The sequence below is a fragment of the Knoellia pratensis genome (genome assembly GCF_042666395.1).
GTDB classification, from domain to species: domain Bacteria; phylum Actinomycetota; class Actinomycetes; order Actinomycetales; family Dermatophilaceae; genus Knoellia; species Knoellia pratensis.
The window spans coordinates 420,101-443,350 of record NZ_JBHTDJ010000001.1; the positions used below are offsets into that span (position 1 = coordinate 420,101).

The following is a 23,250-nucleotide window of genomic DNA, read 5'->3' on the forward strand; positions in this document are numbered from 1 at the left end:
CTGGGCTACGGACGGGAAAGAGGCCCTCACCGACAAGCGGAAAGGGCCTCTGACCTGCGGTGGAGACTAGGGGGTTCGAACCCCTGACCCCCGCCTTGCAAAGGCGGTGCTCTACCAGCTGAGCTAAGTCCCCGTATTGGTGATGTTCCCTGGCGGGCGCCGGTGTCAGCTTCCCGCGTTGGGGGTGACCGCGGGGCGGTCGTCGGTGGCCTCGGCCCACAGTCGCTGGTCGGCGCCCTGTGCGTCGAGCTTCTTCTTGACGAGGCCGGCGGTGAGCGCGGTCAGGGCAACGAGAAGGATCTTCTTCACAGCAGTACCACCTGAGTTGAGTCGAGGATCGGATGGTGGGCCTAAGAGGACTTGAACCTCTGGCCTCTTCCTTATCAGGGAAGCGCTCTAACCGTCTGAGCTATAGGCCCGTCGCCGATCCGGCGGCGCCACCTTCACGGTGGCGCGAGAGACGAGGTTACCTCACACCCCGCCCTGCCAACAAAACGGTCACCCGGGGCCTGCAGGTCCCGTCCGCGCATGTTGTTCTCGCTGAGCCATGGCCCTGGGGCGGCATGCTCCAACGGGAGCAGCGTGCGCGGACGAGAACGACATGCGGCGCGCCTTGCTGGCGACCCGGACACCACCGGGACGGCCGTGGACTGGCCCACGACGCCGGTATGCCGCCCACTCTCGCGAGTGGGCGGCATACCGGATGTTTGTGGTTCGGTCAGTCGTCGGTGAGGGTCAGCTGGAGACCGCCGACGAGGCTGGCCGACACGTTGTAGAGGAAGGCCGCGAGGGTTGCGAGCGCCGTCATGAGGATGACGTCGATGACGCCGACGACGATCGCGAGCGAGACGACCCGGCCGAAGCCGAGGAAGTCCATGATGTCGAAGGTGTTCTCGCCGTCCTGGATGATCTGGCCGACGAGGCCGTTGACCTGGTCGAAGACACCCATGCCCGCGAGGATCATCCACAGCACCGAGATCATGACGACACCGGCGATGCCGAGTGCCACGGACAGCAGGAACGACATCTTCATCGCTGACCACGGGTCAACGCGAGAGACGGTGAGTCGCACGCGGCGACCGGTGCCGCGAGCGGCCGGCTGCACGGACGATGCCGAACCGTTGGTCGCGGGGGCCTCTGCCTGAGCGCGCGTCAGCGGCCGGGCCTCAGCGGAGGAACCCGACGCTGATCGCATCGAGGTACCTGCCTGGTCTGCCGTGCTCACTCGTCGCCTCCGTCGCCCTCTGCTTCACCGGCAGCGTCGTTGTCGTCGTCGCCTTCGGTGGTCTTGTCCAACGACGGTACGCCATCGGCTGTGTCGCGGTCACTCTCCGTACCTGTGGGTGCAGACGTGTCGGTGTCGACCTGGGTGCCCTCAACCACGGTGCTGTCGACCGGCGTGCCATCCACCGGGGAGACTCCCTCGGCGTCAGCCTCGGCAACCTCTTCCTCGACCGCCTTCTCGGCGTTGCGAGCCACTCCGACGATCGCGTCGTTCTTGCCGGGCTTGGCGAACCAGACGCCGGCCGTGTTGCGGCCGGTGAGGCGCACCCCGTCGACGCGCGAGCGGACGATGTTGCCGCGCTCGAAGACGACCATGACCTCGTCGTCCTCGGAGACCGTGAGTGCGCCGACGAGGTCGCCGCCCTTCTCGGTCTGCTTCGCGACGGTGACGCCGAGGATCGCGCGGCCCTTGACGTTCCACTGCGAGGCCAACGAACGCTTGGCCAGGCCGGACTCGAAGACCACGAAGACGTCGGGGTCGGTGCCGTCCTCGATGACGGACATCGCGAGCAGCGAGTCGTCGTTGCGGAACTTCATGCCGGTGACACCGGACGTCGAGCGACCCATGGGCCGCAGCGTGGCGTCGTCGGCGTGGAAGCGGACCGACTGGCCCTTCTTCGACACGAGCAACAGGTCGTCGGCCGACGACGTCAGGCCGGCGCCCACGAGCTCGTCCCCGTCGCGCAGGTTGACGGCGATGAGGCCGCCGGTGCGCGGGGAGTCGTACTCGGACAGGCGGGTCTTCTTGACGAGACCGTTCTTCGTGGCGAGCACGAGGTAGGGCGAGATCTCGTAGTTGCGCAGCGCCAACACCTGGGCGATGTGCTCGTCGGGCTGGAACGCCATGATGTTGGCGACGTGCTGGCCCTTGGAGTCGCGGCTGGCGTCGGGCAGTTCATAGGCCTTGGCGCGGTAGACCCGGCCGAGGTTGGTGAAGAAGAGCAGCCAGTGGTGGGAGGTCGTCGTGAAGAAGTGCGCCACGACGTCCTCGCCACGCAGCGAGGCACCCTTGACGCCCTTGCCGCCACGCTTCTGCGAGCGGTAGGCGTCGACCTTGGTGCGCTTGGCGTAGCCACCGCGGGTGATCGTGACGACCACGTCTTCCTCGGGGATGAGGTCTTCCATCGACATGTCGCCGTCGAAGCCGTGGATGATCGAGCGGCGCTCGTCACCGTACTTGTCGACGATGGTCCCGAGCTCCTCGGACACGATGGTCCGCTGACGCTCGGGCTTGGCGAGGATGTCTTCGTAGTCCTCGATCTCGCGCTGGATCTCGTCGTGCTCGTCGATGATCTTCTGGCGCTCCAGGGCCGCAAGGCGACGCAGCTGGAGCTCGAGGATCGCGCGGGCCTGGATCTCGTCGATCTCGAGGAGCTCGATCAGCCCGTCTCGCGCCGCCTCGGCCGTCGGCGAACGACGGATGAGGGCGATGACCTCGTCGAGCAGGTCGAGCGCCTTGAGCAGACCGCGCAGGATGTGGATGCGGTCCTCGGCTGCCTTGAGGAGGTAGGCCGTGCGGCGCTGGATGACGTCGATCTGGTGGTCGACCCAGTGGCGGATGAACGCGTCGATCGGCAGGGTGCGCGGCACACCGTCGACCAGGGCGAGCATGTTGGCGCCGAAGTTCGTCTGCAGCTGGGTGTGCTTGTAGAGGTTGTTGAGCACAACCTTGGCAACCGCGTCACGACGCAGCACGATGACGAGGCGCTGGCCGGTGCGACCCGACGTCTCGTCACGGATGTCGGCGATGCCGTGCAGGCGCCCATCCTTGACGTGCTCCGCGATCTTCTGGGCGAGGCTGTCGGGGTTGACCTGGTAAGGCAGCTCGGTGATGACGAGGCACTGGCGCCCCTGGATCTCCTCCACCTCGACGACCGCGCGCATGATGATCGAGCCGCGACCGGTCCGATAGGCGTCGTCGATGCCCGAGCGACCCATGATGAGTGCGCCGGTCGGGAAGTCAGGACCGTGGATGCGCGCCATGACGGCTTCGAGGATCTCGTCGCGCGTCGCGTCGGGGTGCTCGAGCACCCACAGGGCGGCGTCAGAGACCTCGCGCAGGTTGTGCGGCGGGATCTGCGTGGCCATGCCGACCGCGATACCCGACGAGCCGTTGACGAGCAGGTTGGGGAAGCGCGCCGGCAGCACCGTCGGCTCGAGCGTCTTGCCGTCGTAGTTCGGGGCGAAGTCGACGGTCTCCTTGTCGATGTCGCGCACGAGCTCCATCGACAGCGGCGCCATGCGGCACTCGGTGTATCGCGGAGCAGCGGCCGGGTCGTCACCGGGGCTGCCGAAGTTGCCCTGGCCCTGCACCAGCGGATAGCGCAGCGACCAGTCCTGCACCAGTCGCACCAACGCGTCATAGATCGCGCTGTCACCGTGCGGGTGGTACTGACCCATGACGTCACCGACGACACGGCTGCACTTGTTGAACCCGCGGTCGGGCCGGTAGCCACCGTCGTACATCGCGTAGATGACGCGGCGGTGCACCGGCTTCAACCCGTCCCGCACATCGGGGAGCGCGCGCGACACGATGACGCTCATGGCGTACTCGATGTAGCTGCGCTGCATCTCGGTGTTCAGGTCGATCGGCTCAACCCGGTCCGTCTCACCCGGGGACCGGTCCTGCACCACGGATCCGAGCTCGTTGGGCGCGTCAACGTCCTCGTTCTCGTTGTCCGTGCCGTCGATGTCGTCAGCCATCAGTTCCCTTGTCTCTCAGTGCAGTTCAAGAAGCGGCGTATGCCGCGAAGTCCAGTGCCGCCGTAGCGTGCGCGCGAAGGCGTGCCGACGGCATACCCATGTGGTTCAGATGTCGAGGAAGCGCACGTCGCGAGCGTTGCGTTGGATGAAGGACCGCCGCGACTCCACGTCCTCACCCATGAGGATCGAGAAAATCTCATCCGCAGCGGCCGCATCGTCGAGCGTGATCTGGAGCAGGACTCGGTGGTCGGGGTCCATCGTGGTCTCCCACAGCTCCTGGTAGTCCATCTCGCCCAGACCCTTGTAGCGCTGGATGCCGTTGTCCTTGGGCATGCGCCGACCCTTGCTCTGTCCCTCGGCGACGAGCGCGTCACGCTCGCGGTCGGTGAACGCGAACTCGTGGGGGGCGTTGCTCCACTTGATGCGGTAGAGCGGCGGCTGCGCGAGGTAGACGTAGCCGGCCTCGATGAGCGGCTTCATGAACCGGAAGAGCAGCGTCAGGAGCAGCGTGCGGATGTGCATGCCGTCGACGTCGGCATCGGCCATGATCACGATCTTGTGATAGCGGGCCTTCTCGATGTTGAAGTCCTCGCCGATGCCGGTGCCGAACGCCGAGATCAGCGCCTGGACCTCCTGGTTGGCAAGGGCCTTGTCGAGGCGGGCGCGCTCGACGTTGAGGATCTTGCCGCGGATCGGGAGGATCGCCTGGTTGAAGGGGTTGCGACCGCGCACGGCCGAGCCACCGGCCGAGTCACCCTCGACGATGTAGACCTCGGAGACGGCCGGGTCCTTGGCCTGGCAGTCGCGCAGCTTGCCGGGGAGCCCGCCGGACTCGAGGACGCGCTTGCGGGTGGCTTCGCGCGCCTTGCGGGCGGCGAGGCGGGCGGTCTGGGCCTGGATCGCCTTGCGGACGATCTCCTTGCCCTCGTTGGGGTGACGCTCGAGCCAGTCACCGAACGAGTCGGTCATGGCGCGCTGGACGAAGCCCTTGACCTCGGAGTTGCCGAGCTTGGTCTTGGTCTGGCCCTCGAACTGCGGCTCGCCCAGCTTGACGCTGATGACGGCGGTGAGGCCTTCACGCACGTCGTCGCCGGTGAGGTTCTCGTCCTTGTCCTTGAGCTGGTTCTGCTTGCGCGCGAAGTCGTTGATCATCTTCGTCAGGGCGGCGCGGAAGCCCTCTTCGTGGGTGCCACCCTCATGCGTGTTGACCGTGTTGGCGTAGGTGTGGACCGACTCGCTGTAGGCCGTGGTCCACTGCATCGCGAGCTCGAGGTTGAGCTCGCGGGCCTTGTCCTCGACCTCGATGCTGATGATGTCGGGGTGGACCGGCTCGGACTTCTTGCTCGCCACGAGGTGGGTGACGTAGTCGATGAGGCCGCCGGGGTAGCAGTAGCTGACCGTGCGCTTGCGGCGCTCGTTGCCCTCGACCGAGTCGGACTCTTCGTCGTCCTGCGGGGATTCCTGGACCCGCTCGTCGGTCAGGTTGATCGTCAGGCCCTTGTTGAGGAAGGCGTACTGCTGGAAGCGAGCCCGGATCGTCTCGTAGTCGTACTCGACGGTCTCGAAGATCTTGTCGTCGGCCCAGTAGGTGATGGTCGAACCGTGCTCGTCGGTCTCGCCGACCGTCTCGAGCGGAGCAATGCGCTCACCGTGGTCGAACTCCATCCGCCACACGTGACCGAGCTGGCGGACCTCGGCGATGAGCCGGGTCGAGAGCGCGTTGACGACCGACGAACCGACACCGTGGAGACCACCGGACACCTTGTAGCCGCCACCACCGAACTTGCCACCGGCGTGGAGCTGGGTGAGGACGAGCTCGACGGTGGAGACGCCGTAGGCCTCGTTCATGCCCGTCGGGATGCCTCGACCGTTGTCCTTGACCTGCACGCCGCCGTCGGCGAGGAGCGTGACGTCGATCGTGTCGGCGTGCCCGGCGAGCGACTCGTCCACGGCGTTGTCGACGATCTCCCAGACGAGGTGGTGCAGACCGCGCTCGCCGGTGGAACCGATGTACATGCCCGGGCGCTTGCGGACGGCGTCGAGGCCCTCGAGGACCTGGATGGCGGACGCGTCGTAGGTGGCGTCGTCCGCGACGGCCGAGACGCTGCCGCTCGGTGCCGTCAGGGCGCCCTCCAGGGGTGCGGTGGGCACTGCTGCGGACTCTGCCGCCGGGGCATTCGGCGACGTGTCGGACACCGCGTCTGCGGTGGAGTCGTGCGTCTCGATGCTGTTGTCGTCGGGCGTGCTGGGCACGGTGCTCCTTCAGCTGGTCTGGCTCATGCATCGCGCCCGGGGCGGGAAATCGCCCTGGGCGCGACGTTCACCCCAAAGTTTACCTGTCAGCACCGTCAGCGCGAGCCGGTGGAGGCCCGGGAACGCACTTTTCTCAGGTTTCCACGGGCGTTGACGACCCGGCATACGCCCCCCACCCCTCTCAGACGCCCTGACGGCCTTTTCCATGGCCTTCGGCGGTCCGCCTGCCACGCGGTCACAGCCCACGTACTCTCATCGCATGTCGAAGCGCGCCCTCACCCTTGCCCTGGCCCTGTCCTTCGCCCTCGCGGGGTGCGGTTCGGGAGGTGACAAGACCACGGCCAAGCCGGTGGCGTCCACCCCCACCGCGGCGTCGAGCGGGTCGAGTGGGTCCACGTCCTCCGCGCCGAGCAAGGCGACGACTCCTGAGCTCCCCAAGGGCTACGCGTGGCAGACGATCGAGGACGCCTCGCTGAAGTTCGCCGTGCCGGAGACCTGGTCGGCCATCAACCCGAAGAAGCTCATCGCCGAGGGAGACACCTCCGTCTTCGACGACATGGCAGAGAAGATGGGCATCACGTCGGACCAGATGATGCAGGCCGTGGGCAACGCCGACCTCATGCTCCTGGCGCCCCCGAAGGGCGGCTACGCCAACAACGTCTCGGGGATCATCGTCCCCCTGGACGGACTTCCGACGGAGGCTCAGCTCAAGGGCCAGTTGGGCGCCATGTCCGAGACGGACCCTGTCATCACCCCGGGGACGTCCGCGGCGGGCCCGATGATCGGAGCCGACTACGTCCTCAAGGTGGGGGCTCAGTCGGTGCAGGGCCGGACCCTGTTCTTCGAGGGCGAGGACGGCGTTCTCAACCTCGCGATCTCGACGCTCGACGCCAAGACCACCGCAGCGGTCAGCGAAGTCATCCGCACGACCATCCACAGCGTCTGAGCCCGACACGAACAGAGCGGCGTCCGACCTCAGCGGCCGCTGGTGAAGAAGGTCCAGGTGCCATCGCTGGCGATGCCGGCGCGATAGCCGGTGTAGGCACCGTCGTCCTGACGCATCTTGGTGGCGGCAGCCTTGGTGAGCAGCCCGGCCGCGACGACCTTGTTCCACTCGGCGTCGTCCTGGGCGTAGCGCTCCGAGAAGACCTTGGGCTGGATCGTCCCGTCGAACGTCTCGGTCGGCTCCATGGTGAGCAAGGTGGCCAGCGCGACGAAGTTCTGGGGGAGGCGTGAGGTGAAGATCGCGCTTGGCGCCTTCTCCCCAGCCATTCCGGTCGAGTCGGCGTTGGCGAGCGTGATCAGGGTCTTGGCGTCACAGGCCTTGGCGGCCGTCAGGATCTTCTTGGCCTTGGCGGCAGCAGCTGCCGACATGCCCTTGGTGTTGGCCGCGCCAGCCTTGGAGGCTGAGCACGACGCCGGGGTGACGGTGGGGGCGGGTGTGGACGACGGCGGGGTCGACTTGGTGGGCGTTGGCGTGGGGGTGGCGCTCGCAGTCTCCGTCACGGTGGGCGTGATGCTGGGGGTCGCCGTGGTCGCCGTGGTCGGCGTGGTCGCCGTAGTCGACGGGGTCTGACTCGTGCTCGTCGACGGCGCACTGTTCGGCTCGTCGTCGGAGCAGGCGCTGAGGGCGAGCGCGGCGAGCAGCATCGGCGCCGCCGCGCGAGTGAGGCGTGCGGTCAGGATCGTTCCCCGGGACGTCATGGCGCCCACTGTAACGGGAGTGACTGGAGTGACTTGGGACCTCGAGGCCGCGCCGCTACTTCGGGCAGTAGAGCTGAACGGACCCGACCGGCTCGAAGCCTGCCCGCAGCGCAGCCCGAAGACTCGCGACGTTGCCGGGAGAGACCAGCGCGATGACCGGTTCACCCGCCGGCACCAGGCCACGGGCGGCGCTCGCGGTCCGCGTGCCCAGCCCTTCACCGCGCGCATCCGGCGCGATCTCGCAGCTCACGACGGCCAGCCCACCGAACGACAACCCGCAGGTCACGACGACGTCATCACGGTCTGGCCACCCGAAGACCTCGACGTCGTCCCGCAGCTCCTGGGCATGCGCCACTCGAGGGTGACCGGCGAGATCCGGGCGCGTCACGAGCCCACCCTCGCCTGTTCCGGCCGCCACGAGCACGGCGTCGAGCACGTCGACCCAGCCGCCCTCGCCCGCCAGTCGCGTCATGACCCTCGGGTCGTGTGCCCCGCCGAACCCGTCCACACCCCATCGCGTGAGGTCGGTGTCGGACACACCGTGCGGGGCACTGACCGCAGCGTGGCCCGTGAACGACAACACGGCATACAGGCCGGATTTCCAGGGCGCGATGCGCTCCCACGAACCATCGGAGGGCCGATGCTCGCCTCGCCAGGCCGCGACAACGAGGCCACCCGCCGACGTCACTGCGCGGATTGGGCGCGTTCGATGACGGCGCGCACGTCCGCCGGGATCGGCACCGAATGCCGCTGCACGCGGTCGATGTAGACCTGGGCCCACAAGCCGTGCGCTGCGATGTCGTCACTGCCCCCGGCGAACAACCCGAAGGCGAAGGTGACACTCTTGGTGCCGATCCGCTCGACCCGCACGCCGACGTCGATGGGCTCCGGATAGGCGAGCTCGGCATAGAAGCGGCAGGAGGACTCGGCCACGACCCCCAGCGTCGGCGTGCTCACCTCGTCGGTGCCGGTCTCGCGGATGAGCCAGGCGTTGAGGACCGCGTCGAAGAGCTCGTAGTAGACCGCGTTGTTGAGGTGGCCGTACATGTCGTTGTCGGCCCACCGCGTCGTCATCCGCTGGATCTCCGGGAAGTCCGAACGCCGCAGTGTGCGTGGATCGGCAGTGCTTCCAGGGGCTCCGGCGTCCGACGTCATGGGGCCGAGCCTAGTTCGGGTCCCGGTGCGAGGATCGGAGCATGGAACGCATCGCGTTGGTGTCCGACGTCCACGGCAACCTCACGGCATACGAAGCGGTCCTCGCCGACATCGATCGGCGTCGGATCAGCCGCATCTTCAACCTCGGGGACCACGTCGGCAAAGGGCCGCGGGGGCGCGAGGTCGTCGAGCTGTCACAGCAACGGTGCGAGGTCAACATCCTCGGCAACTGGGACGACTTCCTGCCTGATCCGGAGCGGGACTGCAATGACGAGGCGCTGCAGTTCTGGCTGGACCAGCTCGCCCCGGGTCAGGGGGACTGGTTGCGGTCGCTGCCGTTCAGCCACGACTTCTGGCTCAGTGGGCGTCGCGTCCGGCTGTTCCATGCGAGCGAGGAGACGGTCCACCGCCGCGTGCGCTACGTCCGCAGCCAGGCCGAGTTCGAGGGCCTCTTCTCCAACACGGCGGCCACGGGTGACGGGCCGGTCCCCGACCTCATCGGCTACGCCGACACCCACGACCCGATGTACGAGTGCCAGCTCGAGGGCCGCACCGTCTTCAACACCGGCAGCGTCGGCAACTGCATGGGCGACCCGACCCCGATGTACTGCATCCTCGAGGGCGAGTTCGGCAGCGAGGACGTGGCGCCCTGGTCCGTGGCCTACGTCCGCGTGCCCTATGACGTCGAGGCCGAGCTGGCCGTGGCCCGCGAGACGGGCATGCCGCACTACGAGGGCTATGAGCTCGAGCTTCGTCACGGCATCTACCGCGGGTCCCTCGAGCAGTGGCGGGCGGGAGAAGCGGTCACCGGCTACCACGAGCGATGAGCGGTGGCAGCCGGTGACGGTGGCGCGAGCAGACAGTCCGATCAGTTGGCCGGGAGCACCGAACCGTCGGACCAGGTCTTCTCGATCCAGGCCTTGACCTCAGGCGAGTGCAGCAGCTCGTCGAGCTTCTTGAGGGACGCGTTGTTCTCGTCCTTCTTGGCCACCGTGAGGAAGTTGGCGTAGGGGTTGCCCTCCGGCTCCTCGACGAGGATGGCGTCCTTGGACGGGGACAGGTTGGCCTCGAGCGCGTAGTTGCCGTTGATCACGGCGACGTCGAGGTCGTCGAGCGAGCGCACGAGCTGCGCCGGATCGGTCTCGACGAACTTCAGCTTCTTGGCGTTCTGGTCGACGTCGTAGATCGTCGCGTTCGTCGCGTCCTTGCCGGACTTGAGCGTGATGACGCCGGCCTGGGCGAGCAGCTCGAGCGCGCGGCCCTGGTTGGACGGGTCGTTGTTGATGCCGACCTGAGCACCGGCGGGAAGCTGCGCGACGTCCTTGATCTTCTTCGAGTACAGCGCGAACGGCTCGATGTGCACGCCGGCGTAGTGCGCAAAGTCGTAGCCGCGGTCCTTCACCTGCGCGTCGTAGTACGGCTGGTGCTGGAAGTAGTTCGCGTCCAGCGTGCCCTCGGACAGCTGCACGTTCGGCTGCACGTAGTCGTCGAAGCTCTTGATGTCGAGGTCGAGACCGGCCTTGGCAGCGAGGTTGGCGTCGACGAACTCGAGGATCTTGGCGTGCGGCGTCGGTGAGGCGCCGATGACGAGCGTGGTGATGCCCTTGTCATTGGCCTTCGGACCACTCGAGTCGCCGCCTCCGGCACCACAGGCCGCGAGGCTCGAGACGGCGAACAGGGCGATGCCGGCGACGAGTGCGGGACGGCGGGGCGAGGACATGGGTGGTTCCTTTCGGGTATGCCGGTGAGTCACCGACGTGGGTATGCCGCCTTGGGCGGCGGATCAGGTGAGCCGACAACGCTGTCGGAAGCGGGCGGCATACGCCGCGGTGTTTTGGGGTGGCTCAGCGGTGGTCGACGGCGCGCGCGACTCGGTCGCCGACGACCTGGACGAGCTGCACGACGACGACGAGCAGCACGACGGCCGCGATCATGACGTCGGTCTGAAACCGGTTGTAGCCGTACGACATTGCGGTGGCACCGAGTCCGCCACCACCAACGGCGCCCGCCATGGCGCTGTAGCCGATGAGGGCGATGACCGTGGTCGTCAGGCCGGCGATGATGCCGGGCAGGGCCTCGGGGAGGAGGACCTTGCGGGTGACGTTCCAGCGGGTCGCGCCCATGATCGTCGCGGCCTCGACCTTGCCGGAGGACACCTCGCGCAGTGACGTTTCGACGAGGCGCGCGAAGAACGGCACGGCTCCGACCGTGAGCGGCACGATCATGGCGCGCCAGCCGACCGTGGTCCCGGCGATGAAGCGCGTGATCGGGATGATGGCGATCATCAGGATGAGGAAGGGCAGCGAGCGGCCCACGTTGACGATGGCGCCGAGGACGCGGTTGACCGCGACGTTGGGGGAGATGCCGCCGGACGAGGTGTTGTGCAGCAGGACGCCGACCACGACACCCAGGACTGCGGTGATGAGGGCCGAGCCGACGGTCATGGCGAGGGTCTCCCAGAGCGCCTTGGGCAGGCCCTGCGTGATGACCGGGTTGTCGAGCCAGGTCGGGTCGCCGTTGAAGGTCATGCCGCCACCTCCGGGTGGAGGCGGGCTGCCTCGAGAAGTTCGCGGGCGGGCTCGGTCGTTGATGCGTCGGCGAGCTCGATGAGGAGCCGTCCGACGCGGCGGCCGGCGATCGTTTCGACGGTGGCTGCGGCGACATCGGACTCGATGCCCTCATGGCGCAGCAGGGCGACGATCCCGTCGATGGTTCCGACGGTGGAGTCGGGGTGGCCCAGGGCGACCTGGAGGCGCACGAGCCCGGCGGGTGCCGGTTCGACGAGGGGGATGAGTTCGCGGTGCAGGCGAGTGGCGGGGTCGGCGATGACGTCACTGAGGCGGCCCTGTTCGACGACCGCACCATCACCGAGGAGAGTCACGGCGTCGCAGATCTCGCGGACGACCGACGGCTCGTGGGTGATGATCACGATGGTGATACCGAGGCGGTCGCGCAGCTCGCGGAGCAGGGCGAGGATCGAGCCGGTCGTGTTCGCGTCGAGCGCCGAGGTCGGCTCGTCGCACAGGAGGATCTCGGGGCCGGCGGCGAGGGCCCGGGCGATGCCGACGCGCTGCTGCTGTCCGCCGGAGAGCTGGCCGGGGTGGTTCTGGGCGCGGTCGGCGAGTCCGACAAGGTCGAGCAGTTCGGCGACCCGGGCATCGCGCCTGGCCTTGTCCCAACCGGCGATCTCCAGCGGGAGGGCGACGTTGTCGGCGGCGGTGCGGGAGTCGAGGAGGTTGGCGTGCTGATGGACGACCCCGAACTGGCGACGGGCGGCGCGCAGCTCCTCGCCGCGCAGCGTCGTGATGTCCTGTCCGGCGACGACGACCTCACCCGACGTGGGGCGTTCGAGTCCGGTGAGGCAACGGATCAGGGTCGATTTGCCGGCGCCGGAACGCCCGACGATGCCGTGGATCTCGCCGCGGGGAACCGCGAGGGAGACTGCGTCGAGGGCCTTGACCGTGGCCCCTCGAGCGTCGAAGACCTTGGTCAGGTCACGGACGGCCAGGGCCAGCTGGTCCGATGAAATGTCAACCACACGCCCATAATGTCAAGTTATTCAAGCGATAACCAAATCCACACCACTGACCCCGTCTTCGTGCCCCGCACTGACCCCGTCTTCGTGCCCCGCACGGACACGCGAGCGGGGGGCTCCGCACGGACACGCACTTCGTGCCCCGCACGGACACGCACTTCGTGCCCCGCACGGACACGCGAGCGCAGGAGTCCGGTGTCCGTGCGGGGCACGAAGACGCAGAGGTCCGATGTCCGTGCGGGGCACGAAGACGCAGAGGTCCGATGTCCGTGCGGGGCACGAAGACGCAGGGGTCCGATGTCCGTGCGGGGCACGAAGACGCGGGGGTCCCCCGGCCACCCGCTCACACCTGACGAGGGCGAGGGCCGTCAGGAGGTGAGGGTGCGCTCGCCGACGAGCAGGCTGGCGACGATGCCCGGCACGAGCGACACCTCAACGTGGGTGCCGACGGGGTGACGCACCGAGTGCGGCTGCCACGAACGCAGGGTGCGCCCAGACGCGAGGCGGACGGTGTGCAGCACGAACGCCCCGTGGTACTCGACCCGCGTCACCACGGCCCGCGCCCCTGCACCCACCTGCACCTCCCCCTCCCTCACCGTTGCGTCTGCGGATTCGGCTGCCAGAACCGCCACATCCGCAGACGTCAGGCGGGCGAGGGCCACCTCGTGCGGTCGGAGCACGACCTCGGCCGCGTCGACGTCGGTTCGTGGGGAGACCACACCCAGTTCGCACGCGAGACCGTCCGTCCCCACCGACGCCGGGAGGAAGTCGGCGTCACCCATGAAGGACGCGACGAACCGACTCACCGGTCGCTCGAAAACCTCGTCGGGAGAACCGAGTTGCTCGATGACGCCCTCGCGCATGACACCGATGCGGTCGCCGACCGTGAGCGCTTCGGTCTGGTCGTGGGTGACGAGGAGAGCGGTGGTGCCCGTGGCACGCAGGACGTCCACCGTGTCGGTGCGCACCCGCGCCCGAAGTGACTCGTCGAGGGACGAGAACGGCTCGTCGAGCAGGACGACGGCCGGTCGGGGGGCCAGCGCGCGAGCCAGTGCGACGCGCTGCTGCTCACCACCGGAGAGCTCGTGCGGATAGCGATCCGCGACGTGCGCGAGGTGGACGAGTTCCAGCACCTCGACGACGCGAGCATCCTGCTCCGACCGCGGCCGACCATCGAGGCCGAAGCGGATGTTCTCACTGACACGCAGGTGCGGGAAGAGTGCGTGCTCCTGGAAGACCAGGCCGACACGCCGTCGTTCGGGCGGCACCCAGGTCGGCCCGGCGACCACGTCACCACCGACCCGGACGATCCCGGCATCGGGACGTTCCAGGCCCGCGACCAGACGGAGCAGCGTCGACTTGCCACACCCCGAGGGGCCGATCAGGGCCAGGATCTCGCCCTGCTCGACGACCAGACCCAGGGCACGCACGGCCGGGGTCGAGCCGTAGCTCTTGGACACTCCCGCGACCTCGAGGGCGGACGTCATGAGATCACCTGCTTGTGCGGTTCGGCCAAGCGGACCTGCCGGACGAGGAACCACACCGGCACGATCGCGAGCGCCACGATCAGCAGCGCCGGCAGGGCGGCCTGCTCCCAGAAGTTCTCGTTGGCCAGCTCGTAGACCCACACCGACACGGTGGTGAAGCCGAAAGGACGAAGGAGCAGCACGAGGGGCAACTCTTTCACGGCGTCGACGGCCACGAGCACGAGTGCGACCGCGATGCCCGACCGGGACAGCGGCAGGTGGACCCGGCGCAGCACCCGCACCGGCGAGGCCCCCAACGAGAACGCCGAGTTGGTCACCGACGGCGAGATCGCCGTGAAACTCGCATCGACCGCTTGGTATGCCGGCGCCAGGAACCTCACGACGTAGCTCACCAAAATGCCGATGACCGAACCCGTCACGACGAGACCCGTCCCGCCGGGCACCCCCCACGCCTCGAGCCATCGATCGAGAGCCGCGAAGGCGACAAGGACGCCGATACCGATGACGGCGCCCGGCACGGCATACCCAAAGGTCGTGAGCTGCGCGGCACTTCGGGCGAGACGACCCCCGGTCATGCGCACTCCGTGAGTGAGGAGCAGCGCGAGCGTGACGCATGCGAGCGCGGCGAGCGCGGCCATGACCGCGCTGTTGGTGAGGTTCGTGGCGAAGCGACTCGTCGAGAGGGCCGACGAGTCGGCCAACGTCGACTTCACCGCCCACCACACGAGTTGCAGGACCGGCAGGACGAAGCCCACGGCGAGGACCGAACCGGCTGCCGCGAAGGCCCACCACCGACCGGCACCCGTGAGGACGTGAGGCGCGGCCGGCGGGCGGTGGCCGCCGCGGGAGTCGTAGCGAGCCCCGCCGCGCAGGATCCGCTCGACCGTCAGGACCATGACCGCGAACACCAGGACGAGGACGGACAGCTGGGCCGCTGAGGCGAAGTCGAACGTGCCCTTCCAGGTGAGGTAGACGCCGACCGAGACGGTGCGGACGCCGAAGTACTGGACCGTCGCGAAGTCGGTGAGCGTCTCCATCATGACGACGGCAAGACCACCTGCGAGCGCCGGTCGAGCCAGAGGGAGCAGCACCTGGCGGAACGCTCGCCACGGTGACGCGCCGAGCATCCGGGCCGCGTCCCACGTCGCCTGCCCCTGGCCGCGGAAGGACGCCCGCGCCAGCAGGTAGACGTAGGGATAGAGCGTGAGGGTCAGGACGATCGGAGCTCCGATCGGCCCGGAAAGCAGCTCGACCACACCGGAACCGCCAGCCAGGGCACGGGCCCCGCGAGCCGGCATACCCGCTGGTCCGAACGTCGACAGGAAGAGGAAGCCGAGCACATAGGCCGGCATGGCCAGGGGCAGGACGAGCATCCACGAGAAGAGCCGCCGCCCCGGGAACTCGTAGGCCGTGACCAGCCAGGCCAACCCGACACCGAGCACCGCCGTCCCGGCCCCGACGGCCGCCAACAACAGCACCGTCGTGAGCACCATCTCGCCGAGGTCACCCGGCAACGCCGGCCGACCCGCGCCCACCGCAGCGACCAGCACCGAGACCACGGGCACCGAGACGACGAGCGCGATGATGACCACGATGGCCGACCACCGTCCCCGGCCGGTCCCGACGAGACGACTGGCCCGAGTGCTCACGGGCGATCGATCACTTGTAGCCGGCCTCGGACAGGACCTCGACCGCCTCGGCGTTCTGGGACCCATAGGCCTGCGCGGACAGCGGCATGCGCGTGAACTCGCCGAAATTCGCGATGACCGGCTCGGGCTTCACGGACGCGTTGACGGGGTACTCGTGGTTGCCGTCGACGAACGCGCTCTGACCCTTGGTCGCGAGCCACTCGATGAGCTGCTGCGCCTGGGCGGCGTTGTCGGAGGTCTTGACGACTCCCGCCCCAGAGATGTTGACGTGCGTGCCGGCGCCGGACTGCGAGGCCCAGAACGGCGTGACCTTGAGGTCGGGCTTCTTCTTGAGCTCGCGGGCGAGGTAGTAGTGGTTCGTGATGCCCACGTCGCAGGTGCCAGCGTCGATCGCCTTGAGCAGCTCGACGTCGTTGGACTTGATGTCGACACCGTTGGCCACCCAACCCTTGACGGTGGCGAGGGTCCTCTCGCGGCCGTCGAGGTCGATGAGGCTGGCCACGAGGCTCTGCGTGTAGGCCGAGGTGGAGTCGCGCATGCAGAGGCGGCCCTTCCACTTGCTGTCGGTCAGGCCGGCATACGTGTTCGTCGCGTCGAAGTCGGTCGGCTTGACCTTGTCCGGGTTGTACATCGTGGTGCGGGCACGCATCGCGAGGCCGAACCACTGGTTGCCACTGTCACGCAGGTCGGCGGGAACGGCCTCCGTCAGCGCCGGGGACGTGATCGGCTTGAGGACGCCCTCGTCGCCGGCATTCCAGAGAGCACCCGCATCGACGGTCATGAACACGTCGGCCTCACCGTCAGCGCCCTCGGCCTTGAGGCGCTGGAGCAGCTCGGCGTCGTTGCCCGAGATGAACTCGACGCTGATCCCGGTCTCGTCCTGGAAGTCCTTGAAGGCACCTTCGAGGTCGTAGTGGCGCGCCGAGTAGATCTGGAGATCGGCGTTGCTGCCCCCGATGCCGAGCACCCCACAACCGGCCAGGGGAAGCACCGTGGCCGCGGCAACGACGCCGGCGAAGGCCACGCGAAGCGGACGGTGAGAGCGACGAGAGGGCACGGGGACTCCTGAGAGGTGTGGCGCTGACGCCACATTCTTGCGGAGTTAGGTAAGGCATACCAAATCCCCCTATCATCTGCACCTGTGACGGCTCCCGCCCTGCCCCAGCACCGAGTTGCCCTTGTCGGGCGCCTGCGGTCCTTCGGCAGTGCCACCGCGCTCCAGTGGGCGGGGCCTTCCGGACTGCACACCATGGCGTATGCCGCCCTCGCGGACCGAGTCGACGAACGTCGCCGTGCGCTCGGGGAGACTCCGCGACTCGTGCTGCTCGAGGCCGCGAACGATGTCGAGTCGGTCGTCACGCTCCTCGCCGCCCTTGCGGGTGGACACCCGGTCATCGTCACGGCGCCGGGGGAGTCAGGTCTGGTGGAGGCCTACGACCCCGACGTCCTGGCACGCGGGCCGATGCTCGAGGCGCGGCGCCCCGGGAGTGCCCATGCTCTCCATCCCGATCTCGCCCTGCTCCTGTCGACCTCGGGGAGTACGGGTTCACCCAAGCTCGTCCGGCTGAGCGCCTCGAATCTCGACTGCAACGCAGGGCAGATCGCTGACGCTCTCGAGTTGCGTGCCGACGACGTCGCGACGACGACCCTGCCGTTGCAGTACTCCTACGGCCTCTCCGTTCTGCTGAGTCACCTGTCGGTGGGCGCCAGTGTCCTGCTCACCGACCTGTCCGTCGTGGACACCTGCTTCTGGGACGCGTTCACTGCGGCAGGTGGGACGACCCTGGCGGGGGTGCCGTACACGTTCGACCTGCTCGACGCCGTGGGGTTTGCCTCGATGCCCCTGCCCCGGCTGCGGTTGCTGACCCAGGCTGGTGGGCGCATGGACCCGGCTGACGTCCGGCGCTGGGCGGAGCTGGGCGAGGATCGCGGCTTCGAGTTGGCGGTGATGTACGGCCAGACCGAGGCCACCGCCCGAATGGCAACTCTCCCAACGCATCTCGCGGCGTCACACCCGTCGAGCATCGGGTTCGCCGTGCGCGGTGGGCACCTTCGGATCGAGCCCGTCGATGGCGCCGCACCCGGCGTCGGTGAGCTCATCTACGAGGGCGGCAACGTGATGATGGGCTACGCCCAGTCGCCCGCCGACCTGGTTCGCGGCGCGCAGACCGAGGACCTGCGCACGGGTGACCTCGCCCGGGTCGACGCCGACGGGCTCGTCGAGATCGTCGGTCGACTCAGCCGCTTCGCCAAGGTCTGCGGACTTCGCATCGACCTCGACCGCGTCGAAGGTGACCTGGCCGCGGACGGACACACGGCATACGTCATGGATGGTGACGACCGGCTCCTCGTGGCGCTGGTCCACGCGAGCCAGCCGCAGATCTCAGCCGTCCAGCGGCAGGTGAGCGAGCGGTATGCCGTGCCGCGCGCCTCCGTGGTCGTCGGCCCGGTCGACGAGATTCCCCGCACGGGCTCGGGCAAGGTCGACCGCCCGGGCCTCGCGAGCCAAGTTCGACTTCGTGCCCCAGACGGACACGCGTCGGCGGCCGAAGGGCCGGCACGTGTGTCCGTCTGGGGCACGAAGTCGGGGGTTCAGGTCGAGGAGGTGCGGCGGCTGTACGCCGACCTGCTGGATCGTCCGGATGCCACCGATGAGGACTCGTTCGTCAGCCTGCGCGGCGACTCGCTCTCGTACGTCGAGATGTCGGTGCGGCTCGAGGGCCTGTTGGGGACGCTGCCGACCTCCTGGCACGTCCGGTCCGTGGCCGACCTCGCGGCGTTACACGGCGCAAGCCCTGCCACTTCCGCCAGGCACCGACGCATCCCGAGCTGGCTGCGTGGGCGGGTCCTCGAGACGTCGGTCGTGCTCCGGGCCCTGGCCATCGCGCTCATCGTCCTCACCCACGCGGGCGTGCTGGAGGTGCGTGGTGGGGCCCACGTGCTGTTGGCCGTGGCGGGCTACGCGTTCGCGCGGTTCCAGCTCTCCGACGCCGAGCGGTCGGACAGGGTCGCCCACATCCTCGAGTCCATCACGCGCATCGCCCTGCCCAGCGCGGTGTGGATCGGCGTCATCGTTGTCATCGATGAGCGGTTCTCCTGGTGGAACGCTGCGCTGCTGACCTCGGTGGGCGGCGGGGCGGGGCACATCCAGTGGCGCTACTGGTTCGTCGAGGCGCTCGTCCACCTGTTGGCCGGCCTCGCCGTGTTGCTCTGTGTGCCCGCGATCGACCGGCTCGAGCGGGCCCGACCGTTCGCGTTTCCGCTGGGTCTGGCGCTCGCCGGGCTGGTGTTCCGGTTCGGGCTCGTCGGAGTGGGTTCGCACCACGAGAACGGTCGCCCCGCGATGGTCCTGTGGCTGTTCGCCCTCGGGTGGGCCATGGCTCGCGCGGACCGGACGTGGCAGAGAGTGCTGCTCACGGCATACGTGGCCGTTGCAGTGCCCGGGTTCTTCGGAACCCCGTCCCGCGAACTGGTCATCGCCGCCGGGCTGCTCACCCTCCTGTGGGTGCGATCCATTTGCGTCCCGGCCTTCCTCGTCCCGGTGCTCGTGCCACTCGCATCGGCCTCGCTGTTCATCTACCTCGTGCAGTTCGAGGTCATGGGTCGCGCCGGCTACTCACTGTTGGGTGCCGTGGTGTCGGTGGCCACCGGCTGGATCGCCTGGCGTGGAGCGTCGCCGATCATCGAACCTTGCGCCCGGTGGATCGGCGCGACGGTGTCGGGGCGGCTGCGAGCGCCGGCTCCCTCGGCTCCCGCCGAGTCCGGCCGCGGCCTCAGCTGAGGATGTCCTGGCGGCGGAAGCGGCGGTAGCCGAGCGCGACGAAGAGCACCGTGTAGAGGACCGACCACAGCGCCCCGTGCCTCAGGTCGACCCACTCGATCGGGCCGTCGACGAGCAGGTCGAGCCACGCTCGTGAGTAGTGGCCGGGCAGTGCCTTGCGCCAGTCGCCCAGGGCGTCGATCGAGTCGAGGATGCCGGAGACGATGAGGAGGATCAACGCGCCACCGACCGCGGCGAGCGGGGTCTGACTGCGCACTCCCACCCAGAACGAGAAGGCACCGACCGGGGCGATCGTCACGAGGACGTAGCCCATCGCGATCAGCATGCGCGGCAGCCACTGCCCCCACGCCATCTCGCCGCCGCCGAGGATCGAGAAGGGTTGCGGGCCATAGGCGAGCGTCCCGACGAGCAGGGCCCACGCGGGCAGGACGACGACCAGGGCCGCGGTCGAGAGGAACCCGACGACGAGCTTGCTCGTGAGGAGGCGAGCCCGGCTGACCGGCGCGGTGAGCAGGTAGCGCAACGACGCCCACGAGGCCTCGGCCGGAACGGGGTCACCGGCAAAGAGCGCAGCAACGATGAAGAGCAACAGCTCGGCCGACACGACGAGCATGAAGACGGTGAAGTTCGGGCCGCCACTCGTCGCGAGGTCGACGAGCCGGACGGTGGTGTCTCCCGGGCGGCCCGGGTCGTCGTCGAGCGAGAACGCCGCCACGAGGATGAGGGGGAGGACGGCGACGATTCCGGCGACCCAGAGGGTCCGGCGTCGGCCGAGCTGGCGCCGGAGTTCGGCCCGCCAGGACAGTGGCTTGCTCACGGGTCGGCTCTTCGTGGTTTCGCTCATCGCGCTCTCACCTGTCGCAGCCTCTCGATGAGCGAGGCGTCCCCGCTCCCGTCGTCCGTCGACCCTTGCGACGACGCGATGACCCCGAGGAAGACCTCCTCCAGGTGGCGCCGGCTGCCCACTCCGACGACGTCGGCGCCCGACGCGACGAGCTCCCGCACGACCGCTTCGCGAGGTCGGTCGGAGACGACAGTGAGGGTCGGCTTCGATGGGTCGTCGATGATTTCGACCGAGCGTATGCCGTGCATGTCTGCGAGCGCGGTCCGCGCCGGTTCCAGCGCCCCGAGCGACGCGAACTCGAAGACGGTGGTGTCGTCGCTCGAGAGGAGATCCGAGACCGGCCCCGCAGTGACGACCTTGCCGGCATGCATGACCACGACGTGGCTGCAGGTCAGTTCGACCTCGGCGAGCAGGTGGCTCGAGACGACAACGGTTCGGCCAGACGCGGCATACGACTGCAGGATCGGTCGCATCGCGGCAATCTGGGGTGGGTCGAGACCGTTGGTCGGTTCGTCGAGGAAGAGGACTTCGGGTCGGCCGAGCATGGCCTGGGCGATGCCCAAGCGCTGCTTCATGCCGTGGCTGTAGGTCCGAACCGGTCGGTCCAGGGCACCCCCGAGGGCAGCGACCGACAGGGCCTCGTCGAGCCCGGCCTCGTCCAGCGGGCGTCCGGTCGCAGCCCAATAGGCCCTGAGGTTCTCGCGCCCGGTGAGGTGCGGGAGGAAACCGGGACCTTCGACGAGCGCACCGACGCGGCTGAGCACCTCCGAGCCCGGGTGAACTGCTCGACCCAGGACGTGCACCGACCCCGAGTCGGGGGTGATGAGGCCGAGCATCATCCGCATCGTCGTGGTCTTGCCGGCTCCGTTCGGGCCAAGGAGTCCGACGACCTGACCGCGTTCGGCTCGCCACGACACGTTGTCGACGGCACGGTGCCCGTCGGCATACGTCTTGACGAGCTGGTCCACGACGAGGGGGACGTCGGCGTAGTCCTCGCGCACGACCTCACGGTGTCGACGGCGGCGGCGAAGGAGCGCCGACCCGGTGATCCCGGCCAGCAGCGCGAGGATGCCCCCGGTGAGGGCGAGGGACTCGGTGTCGCGCTCGGTCGTCGATGGCAGGATCGTGCCGTTCGCGGTGGGCAGGGTGAGGGTGGGCGAGGCGAGCGTGACGCGGTCGGCCCGAGCTTCCCGCGGGACGGTGAAGGCGTTGTCGGTCGACGTGACCAGCACGCGCCACTGGCTCCCGGCGGCCATCGACCAGACCGACGACGGGAGCTCGACCGTGACGTCCGTGGCCTTGCCGGGTGTCAGTGCCACCCGGACCGGCGCGGTGAGCGAGCGCTGCTGGACGGCGTCGGAACCTTCCACCCGCCAGAGCGAGACGAAGAGCGTCGCCTCCCTTCCCGTGGACGTGACCGAGAGCTTGAGCGTCGGCGTCCCCACGACGGTCAGCGAGCGCGACAGGATGCCGGTGTCGAAGGCGGCGGACATGCCGGGCAGAGCCGCGAGCCGGTAGGTCGGCAGTTGCAGGGAGCCCAGGCCGGGGATTGAGGTCATCGAATTCGGTTGTCCGCCAGGCGGGGTGAGGAGGACGGTCGGTTCGGCGGGGGTGCGCAGCGGGAGCTGCTCGGTGCTGCCCCGCAGGCCGGGATAGCTGTCCAGGGTGGCGACCGGCGCCGTCTCGCTGTTCCGGGGGACGGGCAGCGAGTACGTGAAGGCCGGCACCGGAAGGGGATCTGTCCGCGAGCCACCGAGGTAGGTCCGGATCCAGGTCCGGGCCGCGTCCTCGTCGAGCCCCGGGTTCGAGGAGGCGCTGTCGTGCCCGCCGTCGGTCCAGCGCACCGCGTGGCGCGTCCCGTGGGTGGCGAGACCCGCGGCGTTGGCGTCGGCCTGGTCCAGTCCGAAGAGGGTGTCCGTCTCGCCCTGGACGAGGAGGGTCGGTGCGGTGACGCCAGCGATGGTGTCGCGCGGGCTGTTGCGGCGCAGGGTCGCCGTGAGCTCGGGGCTCGGCCGCCCGGATTCGGCGGCTGCCTGCAGCTCGCCGCACAGCGTGAGGTCGAAGCGGCCGCACAGGACGTCGGCGGGTTTGGCAGGCGCCGCCCCGACCGAGCCGACGCTCGCGGTGAAGAAGCGCGTGCCCCACAGCTGCTTGTAGGGGCCGGGCGTCGTGCTGCCCTGCGCCGCCTGGGGGAAGAGCGACGTCGAGAGGTCGTTCCACGTGATCGCGGCGACGGTGGCGTCGACGCGCTGGTCCACGCCCGCCAGCATCAACGCGAATGCCCCGCCGTACGACGCCCCGACGACCGCCACCCGGGGGTCCTTGTCCCCGTCACGGCGGACTTCGGCACGCGCGGCAAGGACATCCAGCAGGGCCATGCCGTCGCGGATCTCGAAGTCCGGTGAGTTCAGGTGGATCCTGCCGCCGGAACCACCAAAGCCCCGGGCCGAGAAGGTGAGCACCACGTTGCCGTCTGCGGCAAACTCCTTGGCCTGCGCGTCGACGCTCTGCTTGCTCCCGCCGAAGCCGTGAGCAAGGAGGACGGCCGGATGCGGCCCGGTTCCTGCCGGCAGGTAGAGCCGGGTGTCGAGGCGCACGGGGGTGCCATCGGCCTCGGCGCCGACGTCGACGAACTGATTCGTCGTCGTCAAGGCCCGTTCAGCAGTCGCGGCGGCAGCAGACACGGCGGGAGCAGACACCGCAGGAGCAGACACCGCGGGGCCCACGAGAACGACGAGACTGGCCAGGGCGAGAACTGCAGCGGTCGCGAAGGACCGGCGGGGACGTGGAACGGGCCGCTGCATGGCTCATCCTCTCCCGACGGAGTCCGCTGAGCCGCGCTGCGTCATCCGCAC

18 protein-coding genes and 2 tRNA genes are annotated in these 23,250 nt (G+C 68.8%); 3 read left to right on the plus strand and 17 right to left on the minus strand.

Annotated features, from left to right (window positions below; all coding sequences use genetic code 11):
• Positions 1 to 60: 60 nt before the first annotated feature.
• The 6 genes from ACFQRE_RS01970 to gyrB form a co-directional block, all read right to left on the minus strand.
• Positions 61 to 133: transfer RNA gene (locus ACFQRE_RS01970), tRNA-Ala, on the minus strand.
• A 32-nt stretch (positions 134 to 165) separates the two neighbouring features.
• Positions 166 to 309 (minus strand): DLW-39 family protein, encoded by a 144-nt coding sequence (locus ACFQRE_RS01975; RefSeq protein ID WP_380118290.1) that lies wholly within the window; start codon positions 307 to 309, stop codon positions 166 to 168.
• A gap of 33 nt (positions 310 to 342) precedes the next feature.
• Positions 343 to 419 (minus strand) — tRNA-Ile (locus ACFQRE_RS01980).
• Positions 420 to 718: 299 nt separating this feature from the next.
• Positions 719 to 1,225 carry a DUF3566 domain-containing protein gene (locus ACFQRE_RS01985; protein ID WP_380118292.1) on the minus strand — a complete coding sequence of 169 codons (507 nt, stop codon included), beginning with the start codon at positions 1,223 to 1,225 and terminating at the stop codon, positions 719 to 721.
• Positions 1,222 to 3,987, minus strand: a complete 2,766-nt coding sequence (gene gyrA / locus ACFQRE_RS01990; protein ID WP_380118295.1) for a DNA gyrase subunit A — start codon at positions 3,985 to 3,987, stop codon at positions 1,222 to 1,224. Before gyrA ends, ACFQRE_RS01985 begins: the two co-directional genes overlap by 4 nt.
• A gap of 105 nt (positions 3,988 to 4,092) precedes the next feature.
• The gene (gene gyrB / locus ACFQRE_RS01995) at positions 4,093 to 6,123 is read right to left on the minus strand and encodes a DNA topoisomerase (ATP-hydrolyzing) subunit B (RefSeq protein WP_380120383.1); all 2,031 of its coding nucleotides are present in this window, start codon (positions 6,121 to 6,123) and stop codon (positions 4,093 to 4,095) included.
• A gap of 376 nt (positions 6,124 to 6,499) precedes the next feature.
• Here gyrB and ACFQRE_RS02000 point away from each other — a divergent pair, with 376 nt between their 5' ends.
• The gene (locus tag ACFQRE_RS02000; protein WP_380118297.1) at positions 6,500 to 7,186 is read left to right on the plus strand and encodes a hypothetical protein; all 687 of its coding nucleotides are present in this window, start codon (positions 6,500 to 6,502) and stop codon (positions 7,184 to 7,186) included.
• 29 nt (positions 7,187 to 7,215) lie between these two features.
• Here ACFQRE_RS02000 and ACFQRE_RS02005 read toward each other — a convergent pair whose 3' ends face one another.
• Genes ACFQRE_RS02005 through ACFQRE_RS02015 form a run of 3 tightly spaced genes read right to left on the minus strand, consistent with a single transcriptional unit; the run spans position 7,216 to position 9,099 of the window.
• Complete coding sequence (locus tag ACFQRE_RS02005) at positions 7,216 to 7,944, minus strand: hypothetical protein (protein ID WP_380118299.1); 729 nt, start codon at positions 7,942 to 7,944, stop codon at positions 7,216 to 7,218.
• 55 nt (positions 7,945 to 7,999) lie between these two features.
• Positions 8,000 to 8,632 carry a GNAT family N-acetyltransferase gene (locus tag ACFQRE_RS02010; RefSeq protein ID WP_380118302.1) on the minus strand — a complete coding sequence of 211 codons (633 nt, stop codon included), beginning with the start codon at positions 8,630 to 8,632 and terminating at the stop codon, positions 8,000 to 8,002.
• Complete coding sequence (locus ACFQRE_RS02015; protein ID WP_380118305.1) at positions 8,629 to 9,099, minus strand: acyl-CoA thioesterase; 471 nt, start codon at positions 9,097 to 9,099, stop codon at positions 8,629 to 8,631. Before ACFQRE_RS02015 ends, ACFQRE_RS02010 begins: the two co-directional genes overlap by 4 nt.
• Before the next feature lie 41 nt (positions 9,100 to 9,140).
• On the opposite strand from ACFQRE_RS02015, the gene ACFQRE_RS02020 reads away from it, so the two are divergent.
• On the plus strand, positions 9,141 to 9,926 hold the full coding sequence (locus ACFQRE_RS02020) for a metallophosphoesterase family protein (RefSeq protein WP_380118308.1): 786 nt from the start codon (positions 9,141 to 9,143) through the stop codon (positions 9,924 to 9,926).
• 41 nt (positions 9,927 to 9,967) lie between these two features.
• On the opposite strand, the gene ACFQRE_RS02025 is transcribed toward ACFQRE_RS02020, so the two are convergent.
• The 6 genes from ACFQRE_RS02025 to ACFQRE_RS02050 form a co-directional block, all read right to left on the minus strand.
• Complete coding sequence (locus ACFQRE_RS02025; RefSeq protein WP_380118310.1) at positions 9,968 to 10,819, minus strand: MetQ/NlpA family ABC transporter substrate-binding protein; 852 nt, start codon at positions 10,817 to 10,819, stop codon at positions 9,968 to 9,970.
• A 124-nt stretch (positions 10,820 to 10,943) separates the two neighbouring features.
• On the minus strand, positions 10,944 to 11,627 hold the full coding sequence (locus tag ACFQRE_RS02030; protein WP_380118313.1) for a methionine ABC transporter permease: 684 nt from the start codon (positions 11,625 to 11,627) through the stop codon (positions 10,944 to 10,946).
• Positions 11,624 to 12,637: a methionine ABC transporter ATP-binding protein gene (locus tag ACFQRE_RS02035; protein WP_380118316.1), complete on the minus strand. Its 1,014-nt coding sequence runs from the start codon at positions 12,635 to 12,637 to the stop codon at positions 11,624 to 11,626. Before ACFQRE_RS02035 ends, ACFQRE_RS02030 begins: the two co-directional genes overlap by 4 nt.
• 365 nt (positions 12,638 to 13,002) lie before the next feature.
• Positions 13,003 to 14,121, minus strand: a complete 1,119-nt coding sequence (locus ACFQRE_RS02040; RefSeq protein WP_380118318.1) for an ABC transporter ATP-binding protein — start codon at positions 14,119 to 14,121, stop codon at positions 13,003 to 13,005.
• Positions 14,118 to 15,770 carry an ABC transporter permease gene (locus tag ACFQRE_RS02045; protein ID WP_380118321.1) on the minus strand — a complete coding sequence of 551 codons (1,653 nt, stop codon included), beginning with the start codon at positions 15,768 to 15,770 and terminating at the stop codon, positions 14,118 to 14,120. The genes ACFQRE_RS02040 and ACFQRE_RS02045 overlap by 4 nt, the downstream gene beginning before the upstream one ends.
• Before the next feature lie 10 nt (positions 15,771 to 15,780).
• Positions 15,781 to 16,827 (minus strand): extracellular solute-binding protein, encoded by a 1,047-nt coding sequence (locus ACFQRE_RS02050; protein ID WP_380118325.1) that lies wholly within the window; start codon positions 16,825 to 16,827, stop codon positions 15,781 to 15,783.
• A gap of 84 nt (positions 16,828 to 16,911) precedes the next feature.
• Here ACFQRE_RS02050 and ACFQRE_RS02055 point away from each other — a divergent pair, with 84 nt between their 5' ends.
• Positions 16,912 to 19,551, plus strand: a complete 2,640-nt coding sequence (locus ACFQRE_RS02055) for an AMP-binding protein (protein ID WP_380118328.1) — start codon at positions 16,912 to 16,914, stop codon at positions 19,549 to 19,551.
• Here the strand turns inward: ACFQRE_RS02055 and ACFQRE_RS02060 are convergent.
• Together ACFQRE_RS02060 and ACFQRE_RS02065 are read right to left on the minus strand one after the other, a co-directional pair.
• On the minus strand, positions 19,544 to 20,395 hold the full coding sequence (locus ACFQRE_RS02060) for an ABC transporter permease (protein ID WP_380118330.1): 852 nt from the start codon (positions 20,393 to 20,395) through the stop codon (positions 19,544 to 19,546). The genes ACFQRE_RS02055 and ACFQRE_RS02060 overlap by 8 nt on opposite strands.
• The gene (locus tag ACFQRE_RS02065; protein ID WP_380118333.1) at positions 20,392 to 23,199 is read right to left on the minus strand and encodes an alpha/beta fold hydrolase; all 2,808 of its coding nucleotides are present in this window, start codon (positions 23,197 to 23,199) and stop codon (positions 20,392 to 20,394) included. Before ACFQRE_RS02065 ends, ACFQRE_RS02060 begins: the two co-directional genes overlap by 4 nt.
• Positions 23,200 to 23,250: the final 51 nt, after the last annotated feature.